The sequence below is a fragment of the Propioniciclava sinopodophylli genome (genome assembly GCF_004324755.1).
Taxonomy (GTDB): Bacteria; Actinomycetota; Actinomycetes; order Propionibacteriales; family Propionibacteriaceae; genus Propioniciclava; species Propioniciclava sinopodophylli.
On sequence record NZ_SDMQ01000024.1, the window covers coordinates 1 to 9525 of the forward strand.

At 67.0% G+C, this 9525-nt stretch carries 9 protein-coding genes and 3 pseudogenes; 10 read left to right on the forward strand and 2 right to left on the reverse strand.

Going from position 1 to position 9525, the window contains the following annotated elements:
- Positions 1-191: 191 nt before the first annotated feature.
- Positions 192-413 (reverse strand): hypothetical protein, encoded by a 222-nt coding sequence (locus ET989_RS14450; protein WP_131170224.1) that lies wholly within the window; start codon positions 411-413, stop codon positions 192-194.
- 505 nt (positions 414-918) lie between these two features.
- On the opposite strand from ET989_RS14450, the gene ET989_RS14455 reads away from it, so the two are divergent.
- From ET989_RS14455 to ET989_RS15345, 5 genes and pseudogenes are all read left to right on the forward strand, one after another.
- Positions 919-3225, forward strand: a complete 2307-nt coding sequence (locus tag ET989_RS14455) for a carbon starvation CstA family protein (RefSeq protein WP_180320796.1) — start codon at positions 919-921, stop codon at positions 3223-3225.
- A 59-nt stretch (positions 3226-3284) separates the two neighbouring features.
- Positions 3285-3467 (forward strand): YbdD/YjiX family protein, encoded by a 183-nt coding sequence (locus ET989_RS14460; RefSeq protein ID WP_131170226.1) that lies wholly within the window; start codon positions 3285-3287, stop codon positions 3465-3467.
- Positions 3468-4023: 556 nt separating this feature from the next.
- Positions 4024-4311, forward strand: a pseudogene (locus tag ET989_RS16060) (transposase family protein); the annotation flags it as partial.
- Between the two features lie 160 nt (positions 4312-4471).
- Positions 4472-4783 (forward strand): annotated as a pseudogene (locus tag ET989_RS16065) (transposase); the annotation flags it as partial.
- Positions 4704-5198, forward strand: coding sequence for a transposase (locus ET989_RS15345; protein ID WP_206662398.1), 495 nt, complete (start codon positions 4704-4706; stop codon positions 5196-5198). The pseudogene ET989_RS16065 and the gene ET989_RS15345, both read left to right, overlap by 80 nt.
- A gap of 192 nt (positions 5199-5390) precedes the next feature.
- Here ET989_RS15345 and ET989_RS16070 read toward each other — a convergent pair whose 3' ends face one another.
- Complete coding sequence (locus tag ET989_RS16070; protein WP_131170228.1) at positions 5391-5945, reverse strand: META domain-containing protein; 555 nt, start codon at positions 5943-5945, stop codon at positions 5391-5393.
- On the opposite strand from ET989_RS16070, the gene ET989_RS14475 reads away from it, so the two are divergent.
- The 5 genes and pseudogenes from ET989_RS14475 to ET989_RS15860 all read left to right on the forward strand — a co-directional run bounded on the left by ET989_RS14475 (position 5944) and on the right by ET989_RS15860 (position 9313).
- Positions 5944-6180: a recombinase family protein gene (locus tag ET989_RS14475; protein WP_131170230.1), complete on the forward strand. Its 237-nt coding sequence runs from the start codon at positions 5944-5946 to the stop codon at positions 6178-6180. The two genes, ET989_RS16070 and ET989_RS14475, sit on opposite strands and share 2 nt — an antisense overlap.
- A gap of 758 nt (positions 6181-6938) precedes the next feature.
- Entirely contained in the window at positions 6939-7400 is a 462-nt protein-coding gene (locus ET989_RS14480; RefSeq protein ID WP_165490207.1) for a DDE-type integrase/transposase/recombinase, read from the forward strand.
- 58 nt (positions 7401-7458) lie between these two features.
- A complete protein-coding gene (locus ET989_RS14485; protein ID WP_131170234.1) occupies positions 7459-8550 on the forward strand; it encodes a hypothetical protein in 1092 nt (363 codons plus the stop codon).
- Between the two features lie 59 nt (positions 8551-8609).
- Positions 8610-9038: pseudogene (locus ET989_RS14490) on the forward strand (transposase); the annotation flags it as partial.
- A gap of 140 nt (positions 9039-9178) precedes the next feature.
- The gene (locus tag ET989_RS15860; protein ID WP_277751379.1) at positions 9179-9313 is read left to right on the forward strand and encodes a hypothetical protein; all 135 of its coding nucleotides are present in this window, start codon (positions 9179-9181) and stop codon (positions 9311-9313) included.
- The last annotated feature ends 212 nt before the right edge of the window (positions 9314-9525 follow it).

A 9525-nucleotide genomic window follows, 5' to 3' on the forward strand; every position in this document is an offset into this window, starting at 1 on the left:
TACAACCACCACCGCCGGCACTCCTCGCTCGGCTACCTACCCCCAGCCGAGTACGCTCAGCAATGCACCCATCAAATCGAAACCGACGACTCACAGAGCGTCCGGACCGAATGAAGGGGGCGGCCCAGACTCACCCCGCCACCCCCACCAGAAGTGTGAAGAGCCCATAAACCCGGAGGTCAACCAAACCTTCAGCGGACCCGCTCCGCAACAGCGACCACACCCGGGAACACCGACAGTCGCTCGCCCAGACGAGACAAGCCAGCAATCGTGGGTGGGACATGGAAACGGGACAGCTGCACCTGCCCGTCGGACAAGGTCGCCCGGATCGTGACGTGATGGTCGGCGACCACCGCAGCATCGATTCCGACCTGGACCCGCGCCAGCGCGGGATCGGTAGGGTGAACAAACACGAGGGTTCCTCCGTTCGCTGTGAACGACACGACCCCGCCGGGCCCAACCACCGGCCAGTGACTCCGCACGACGGGCATCGTCTTCCTGGACGGGAGAACCCTCGTCCCCGTCGACAGACAGTGACGCGCAGACACTCCCGCTCATCGCCACCCAGCGACCGCAACCAACGCCACAGTCGGCGAACCCACGCTTGTGCGTGATCCGGTGCCACCCAAGACGAGTCACCCGCGTGGCAGGTCCACGCCTCGGCCACCAATTCCCTGAACCGGGCCAGCCTCGACCGGGAGAGTCGACCCCAGAGCCCACCGATCTCTTTCACGAGCCATCACGCTCAGCCCGATAGCGGCGAGACCCGGAGCCTCCTCCCACAGCCACCGTAGCGACCACCACCCGTCACCAGGAGGCACTCCAAGTCATACAAGCCGGATAACAGGTGTAACATCCCGCGTGGAGCCACCCCCGCTCTTTTCATCAGCCCTCTGCAGGGAGAAGACCGAGGAAATCATGCAGACACCCACGCCGGGAACACCCGGGCCATGGGACGCCGCAACACTCGATCCCCTCGCCGCGGAACGCCCCGCGGTCCAGATCGACCCGGACATCGAGAAGCAGCACGCCAAGTGGACGCCGGCCAAGATCGCCATCTGGTCGGTGATCGCTCTGATCGGTGCCGTCGCCTGGTGGATGATCGCCTTCGCCCGCGGCGAATCAGTCAACGCCGTCTGGTTCGTGTTCGCGGCGGTGGCGTCCTACCTGATCGCGTACCGCTTCTACTCCAAGTACATCCAGGACAAGCTGGTCCACCCGAACGACAAGCGGGCCACCCCGGCGGAGAGCAACTACGACGGCAAGGACTTCGTCCCCACCGACCGCCGCATCCTCTACGGCCACCACTTCGCCGCCATCGCCGGCGCCGGCCCGCTGGTCGGCCCCGTGCTCGCCGCACAGATGGGCTACCTGCCCGGCACGATCTGGATCATCGTCGGCGTCATCCTGGCCGGCGCCGTCCAGGACTACCTGGTGCTGTTCGTCTCGATGCGCCGCAAGGGCCGCTCGCTGGGCCAGATGGCCCGCGACGAGCTGGGGCTGTTCGGCGGCATCGCCGCCTTCATCGCCACCTTGTCGATCATGCTGATCATCGTCGCCATCCTCGCGATGGTCGTCGTCAACGCCCTCGGCGAGAGCTCGTGGGGCGTCTACTCCGTCGGCCTCACCATCCCGATCGCCCTGTTCATGGGCTTCTACCTGCGCTACCTGCGTCCCGGCAAGGTGATGGAGGTGTCGGTGATCGGCTGCGCGCTGCTGCTGTTCGCCATCGTGTCCGGCCGCTGGGTGTCCGAATCCGAGATGGGGCACGCGATCTTCGCCCTCGACCGGCCCACCATCGCCTGGATCATCATCGCCTACGGCTTCATCGCCGCCGTCCTGCCGGTGTGGATGCTGCTGGCCCCGCGCGACTACCTGTCGACGTTCATGAAGATCGGCGTCATCGCGATGCTGGCCGTCGCGATCGTCGTCGTCCGTCCCGAGATCCACGTCCCCGCGATCACGCGGTTCGCCGAGGCGGGGGACGGGCCTGTGTTCAGCGGCAAGCTCTTCCCGTTCCTGTTCGTGACCATCGCCTGCGGCGCCCTGTCGGGCTTCCACGCGATGATCTCCTCGGGAACCACGCCGAAGCTGGTCGAGAAGGAGTCCCAGACCCGCCTGATCGGCTACGGCGGCATGCTGATGGAGTCGTTCGTCGCCATCATGGCCTTCGTCGCGGCCCTCTCGATCGACCAGGGCATCTACTTCGCGATGAACTCCTCCGCCGCCGCGACCGGCGGCACCGTGGAGGGCGCCGCGGCGTTCGTGAACTCGCTGGGCCTGGTGAACTCCGACGGCTCGACCGTCACCACCAGCGCGGCGGTCCTGGCCCAGACGGCCACCGACGTCGGGGAGGCGTCCATCGTGTCGCGCACCGGCGGCGCGCCGACCCTGGCCGTCGGCCTGTCGCAGATCATGCACGCGCTCATCCCGGGCGAGGGCATGGCGTCCTTCTGGTACCACTTCGCGATCATGTTCGAGGCCCTGTTCATCCTCACCTCGGTGGACGCCGGCACCCGCGTGGCGCGCTTCATGGCCTCGGACGCCCTGGGCAACATCTACCCGCGCTTCCGCGACCTGAACTGGCGCCTGGGGGCGTGGATCACGACCGGCCTGATGGTGGCCGGCTGGGGCTCGATCCTGGTGATGGGCGTGCACGACCCGCTCGGCGGCATCAACACGCTGTTCCCGCTGTTCGGCATCGCCAACCAGCTGCTCGCGGCCGTCGCGCTGTCGATCTGCCTGGTCATCTTCGCCCGCAAGGGCCACACGTGGACGCTGCTGATCATCGCGGTTCCGATGCTCTTCACCGCGGTGATCACCGTGTACGGCTCGCTGCTGAAGATCTTCGACCCGAACCCGGCGATCGGCTACTGGGCCAACCACTTCAAGTACCGCGACGCGATCGCCGCCGGCGAGACGTCCCTGGGTGCGGCGAAGAACCTGGACCAGATGAACACCGTGGTGTTCAACACCGCGGTGCAGGGCTCGCTGTCGATCCTGTTCGTGGTGTGCGGCCTGATCGTAATGATCGTGTCCAGCATCAAGACGATCCAGGCGCTGCGCGGCATCGGGATCATCGACACCGAGGCCCCGCAGGTACCCTCGAAGATGTTCGCACCGACGGGCATCATCGCCAATCCTGCCGAACGGGAGCTCGAGAAGGAGTGGGCGGCCTTCTACGAGAAGTACCCGCAGGAGAACCTGGAAGGAACAGGGCACTGACCTCATCCGCGCACGGCGCATCACCGGCTGACCGGTCGGCGGGAACCCCCGCCGACCGGTTGGTCGCGCTCGCGAAGGAGATCCGGCGCTTCGCCCGCGGCATCGTCGGCTCGGACGCCTACGACAAGTACCTCCACCACCACATGGTCACGGGCTGCGAGCACCCCCCGATGACCGAGAAGGAGTTCTGGCGCGCCAAGTACCGCGACCAGGAGCTCAACCCCGGCACCCGCTGCTGCTGACCCGCCCGCCGGCCCCGCCCGCCTGTCGGCCCGCCCGCTTGCCGGCCCGCCCCGCCGGCCGCGCCCCGCTCCGGCCGCCGACGACTTCGACTTACCCCGCCGACGACTTCGACTCTCCCCGCCGAGGACTTCGAGTTACGGCGCCCAGGACTTCGAGTTACGCCGTCCAGGACTTCGAGTTGCGCCGTCCAGGACTTCGGCTCACGGCGTCCAGGACTTCTTGGTTACTACGTCCAGGACTTCTTGGTTACTGCGTCCAGGACTTCGCCGCGCAGGAATCAGGCTCTTCAACCTTGAGGTGGGGGTGAGCGCGACACGCCAGAGCGCGGGGTGAGGGTGGTTGGGGGTCGAGGCCTTCAGGATCGGAAGCGTCTGTTCAACCTGACCGGAAGGCCTCGACGTGTCCGAGCCTACGGGGTGCTGCTGCGCTGCCACGACCCCTTCGTACTGTGACCATTGCGACCTGCTGGTCGGCCTGGACGGCTTGCACGTGGTCGACGTCGACAAGACCGGCCATGGCGTGCTCGTGGTCACGATGGAGTCCGCGCCGACGGTGATGGGCTGCCCGACGTGTGGGGTGGTCGCTGAGAGCCACGGCCGACGCACGACCACGCTGGTGGACATCCCGTGTTTCGCGCGGCCGACCCGGCTGCGGTGGCGCAAACGCACGTGGCGGTGCCTGGAGCCGGCGTGCCCGACCAGGGTGTTCACCGAGCAGGACGAGCAGATAGCCCGCCCGCGCGGGCTGTTGACCACCCGGGCGTGCCGGTGGGTGATCGAGCAGGTCCGCCGCGAGCACGCCTCCATCCACGGACTCGCGCGGCAGCTGGGGGTGGCGTGGAAGACGGTATGGGGCTCGATCCAACCCATCCTGGCGACGCTGGCCGACGACGAGGCCCGGTTCGCCGGCGTGACCACCCTCGGGGTGGACGAACACCTGTGGCACCACGTGAGTCCCCGCAAGCGCGGCCCGAAGGAGCTCACCGGCATGGTCGACCTGACCCGTGACAAGGACGGACGCGTCCGAGCCCGGCTGCTCGACCTCGTACCCGGCCGCTCCGGGACCGTGTACAAGACATGGCTCGACCAACGCGGCACGGCGTTCAAGGCTGGGGGTCGAGGTCGCCACCCTGGACCCGTTCCACGGCTACAAGAACGCCATCGACGACAAACTCGCCGACGCCACCGCTGTCCTGGATGCTCTCCATGTGGTCGCCCTGGCCGGCCGGGCGGTCGATGAGGTTCGCCGCCGCGTGCAGCAGGAGATCCACGGTCACCGCGGCCGCTCCGGCGACCCGCTCTACGGGATCCGCAACATCCTGCGCTGCGCGGCCGAGCGGCTCACCGACAAACAACAGGCCCGCCTCGCGGCGGCGATCGCCGCGCCACGACGCGGTCCACGTCGCCTGGCAGTGCGCCCAACGGGTTCGCGCCGCCTACGCCCACCCCGACCCGGCAGCCGGCCGCCAGCTCGCCGAGCAGGTCGTCGACGGCTTCCCGTCCTGCCCCATCCCCGAGATCGCCCGCCTCGGCCGAACCCTGAGACAGTGGAAGGACGCATTCCTGGCCTACTTCGACACCGACCGCGCCAGCAACGGCGGCACCGAGGCAATCAACGGGCTCATCGAGCTCCACCGCCGCATCGCCCGAGGGTTCCGGAACCGAGAGAACTACCGGCTACGCATGCTCCTCGTCGGCGGCGGACTCACCCTGGACCCACCGCAGGTATGAAGAGCCACTTATCCCTTATACGAACGGCAAGGTTGGTGCAGTCGGCATGATCCAAGGGGGGGACCCTAGGTGGGAGGAAACCCCCAACTGCGGATCAATGTTTGATTCGAGCATGAGGTGTTTCCGAAGGGTGTTCTTTTCGTCAACCCGTACGATCGTCAATAGCATTCCGGATGCGACGCTACGAACTGGTTAATGTGACGCCGCACGAAGGAAAATCGCTAGTGCCGACCCCTGCGAGTCGAGTAAGGCCAGGGAGTTCCCTCTGACGAGCAGCCGGCTTGCGCTCGTAAGGGCCGCCCGCAGAAGATTGTCTTGGTTCTGGGCCCACTTGGGCGGGCCGCCGAGCGTCTCCCCCAGGAGTGTCATGTGCATCGTTCCGTCTTCGCCCAGTGAGTAACGACCGTACGCGGTGTTCACACTGTCGTGACAGAATAGCTTGCCGTCTAAGGCGAACTGAAGCTCGGCTCTAGCCTCCGCCAGTGGCGGGATCATCTGAGTGCCGTCGTGCAGGGCATCAAGCTTCCAATGCCCCAGCTCGGTGGAGTCCGATCTCATGGACTCCACCGTACGACCCCAAGGAAGATGGGTGTAGGTGGGCTTCGCCCTCATCAGACGATGGGTTCGCGAGAAGTCGCGCCAGAGAACCCGCTCCCGCGTGCGGCGTGTCTCACTCAACGCTCCCGCACGGGCCGTGAGGTTCACATCGGAAGTTAGAGCACCCACGCGAAGGAGCCGGCTCGTCATGATCTATGGATACGCCCGCGTTTCGACGCAGGACCAGGACCTCGACGCCCAGGTGGACCTACTGCGGAACGCCGGTGCGGTTCGCGTGTACGCGGAGAAGGTCTCAGGCGTTGCGATGAACCGTCCCGAGCTCGGGGTGTGCCTCGACGACCTCGAGCGGGTCGAGAGGACCTCCGGCGCGTCGGCGCGTCGCGCCGACGCGGACGCCCTGCTGTTCGCTGGCCCCTCCTCCTGATCGACGCCGATAACCGGTGCGTTGGCGTGGTCGTGAGCACCGCCGAGGCGCGCTCCTCGGTGGCCGCTGGTCGCGCCGCCACCTGGGCGTCCCAGGTGACGCCCGCGGTCGCCGCGGTCGACGTCCCCCCCAGGAGCCACGGCGCCTCTCAGCGGCTCACGGCCACCACGCGTCCAGCAGCCGTGACGCCGCGTAGCCCGCCAGCCACCCCGCGGCACGCCACCCCCAGACACCGACAGTCACCCACCAGCTGCGCTCGTTCCTTGAGTCGGGCTGACCTTCATGAATAGTGCTCATGCCCTTCCTGTGCAGGCTGGCTGCAACCACGCCCCAGGTAGTGCCCCGCGCGGTTGGTCAGGCGTCCACCAGACCCTGCCCGGACCGCCCTTTTCCGGTCCCAGCCAGCCAACCACGGAACCATCGTGTTGGGGCAAGGGTTCGCTTCGCCGCTTCGCGCCCTTGCCCCAACACCGTGGGAACCTCCCCGGAACGGAGAGCCTGGCATCCTCATCCGCCAGACAGCCTTCGTTGAGACCGACCGCTGGTTGACCTTCGGTGACGGCAGTGACGACGTGCGCCGGATGCGCGCGACTCAGTGAGGTTCGGTTTCGAGTCTCCTGGGACACGAGCCCGGACCGGCGCCGCGGCGTCCGCCGGTAGGAGATCTACTTGAGATTCCTAGAGGGGTAACCACGGGGGTGGCGGGTGTCTGCTGGGTGGGTAGACAGGCTGCCGGCCCACTCGCGCGCAGCTGTTCGGTGTCCAACGGGGTGTACCTGGCGACAGTGATCGACCTGTGCTCGCGGAAGCTGGCCGGATGGGCGGTGGCCGACCACATGCGCACCGCGCTCGTCGAGGACGCACTCAAGGCCGCCCGCGCCGAACGCGGTTCGCTGCGTGGCGCGGTGTTCCACTCGGACCACGGCTCGACCTACACGTCGAAGGACTACGTCCGCCTCTGCACCGACTTCGGCGTCACGCAGTCGATGGGCGCGATCGGCTCGTCAGCGGACAACGCGTTGGCGGAATCGTTCAACGCGTCCCTGAAACGCGAGCTCCTGGCCGGCGCGCCGGCGTTCGCCGACCAGGCGTCGGCGTACCGGACCGCGTTCCGGTGGGCGAACCGGTACAACACCCGCCGACGCAACTCAGCGATCGGCAACATCGCCCCGAACACCTACGAAGCCGCGTACTCGACTACCCTCGCGGAAGCGGCATAACCGAAACGACACCGTGTCCACGATCACGGGTCAAGGCCCGTTGCCTCATCATGGGACGGTGACTGCTGAGCGTTCCCGATCCACCGCCGATCCTGCCGAACCCCTTTCCGATGCCGAGCTGCTCATCGGCCTGGTGGTCTCACCATCCCTGAGTGCGATGCTCGGCCCCGAGGTCACCACCTCGGTGCGCAAGATTCTGGTGCAGCGGTATCCGGGAGTGCGCTGGCAACTGAAGATGGCCGAAGACCGGCTGGTCGATCCACCCGCCGAGACCTTGGACCTGCTGGAGGCGGCCCGAAACCGCGTGCTGGAGGAGAACTGGGATTTGGCCGTGGTGCTCACCGAGATCCCCCTGAAGACCGGCCGACGTCCGGTGCTCACCCAGCTCAGCCCCGTGCACGGGGTAGGACTGGTCTCCGTCCCAACCCTGGGAGCCGTGCGCGTGCGGCAGAAGGTGCAAGAGACCACCGTGCACGTGGTCGGGCAGCTCCTGGGCTACGACGCCGAAGACCGCAACGCCCAGCGGGATCTTGCTCGAAGAGCCCACCAGCTGTCCACCGACCTCGACGAACGCCCGGACGACAACGTCGTGCAGTTCACGGCCCGAGTGCTGAGCGGCAACGTGCGGTTGCTGCTGGGCATGATCCGCGCCAACCAGCCTTGGGCCTTCGTGGCCCGGCTCTCCCGGGCGATGGTCGTGGCAGCGGCCACCGGCATGCTGACATTGGTGGCCTCGGACCTATGGGTACTGGCCATGGCCTACGGGCCGGTGCGCCTGGTCCTGCTGGCGGTGATGGCGATCGGGGCGGTGAGTGCCACCCTGATCCTGGGAGCCGACTTGTGGGAGCGCCCACGGCGGCGAGCCCAACGTGAGCAGGTGATCCTGTTCAATTTGGCCACCACCGCGACCGTGGCCATCGGGGTTGTGGTGTTCTACCTCGGCTTATTCATCCTGTCCTGGCTCGGCGCGCTGCTGCTCATCGACGAGCAGGTACTGGCCGGTGTCGCCGGTCACCCAGTGAACGCTTTGGACTACGCGAAGATCAGCTGGCTCACCGCCAGCCTGGCCACCGTGGGCGGAGCAATAGGAGCTGGACTGGAGGACGACGATGTGGTGCGCGCCGCTGCCTACACCCGGTCCAGCACCTGACACAGGCCCAGCACAGAAGAAACTGAAACATCTACGCGTTGATGCCACGTCTATGCAGGTGTCATTGCCGGTCGCGATGGGGCGGATGGGCGGTGGCCGACCACATGCGCACCGCGCTCGTCGAGGACGCACTCAAGGCCGCCCGCGCCGAACGCGGTTCGCTGCGTGGCGCGGTGTTCCACTCGGACCACGGCTCGACCTACACGTCGAAGGACTACGTCCGCCTCTGCACCGACTTCGGCGTCACGCAGTCGATGGGCGCGATCGGCTCGTCAGCGGACAACGCGTTGGCGGAATCGTTCAACGCGTCCCTGAAACGCGAGCTCCTGGCCGGCGCGCCGGCGTTCGCCGACCAGGCGTCGGCGTACCGGACCGCGTTCCGGTGGGCGAACCGGTACAACACCCGCCGACGCAACTCAGCGATCGGCAACATCGCCCCGAACACCTACGAAGCCGCGTACTCGACTACCCTCGCGGAAGCGGCATAACCGAAACGACACCGTGTCCACGATCACGGGTCAAGGCCCCGGGCCCTGGGGAGCCGAAGCCGCCCGGCTACCCTCACGCACTCTGCGGCCTGAGCGTGTGATACCAGGGTGGTAGATGCGGCCATAGCAATGTGCTTGCCGTGGTCGTGTTCTACGGCCTCAACGACGTCACGCTGGACGCGCCCGAAGACGACGCCTACGACCTGGTGGTCGCGCTCGCGTCGGGAGCCACGGACTACCAGGCCGCGGCCAGCCAACTTGCCAGTTGGCTCTGACTGGTTCAGCCCTGATCCACCGGTGTCGTGGCGGGTGTGGGCGTGGCATGGGGCGAGGTGACCGTTCTGAGCAGGGAGGATGGTAATTGCTGAAGTCGCCGTCCACCGCGTCGAAGGGTCACCTCGTAAGTGAAAGCCTCTCACACGATCCGTCCCGTGTTCGATGACCCGAACCTGGTGTCTGCTGCCGGTCTGGTGCCGGCGTTGCGGTT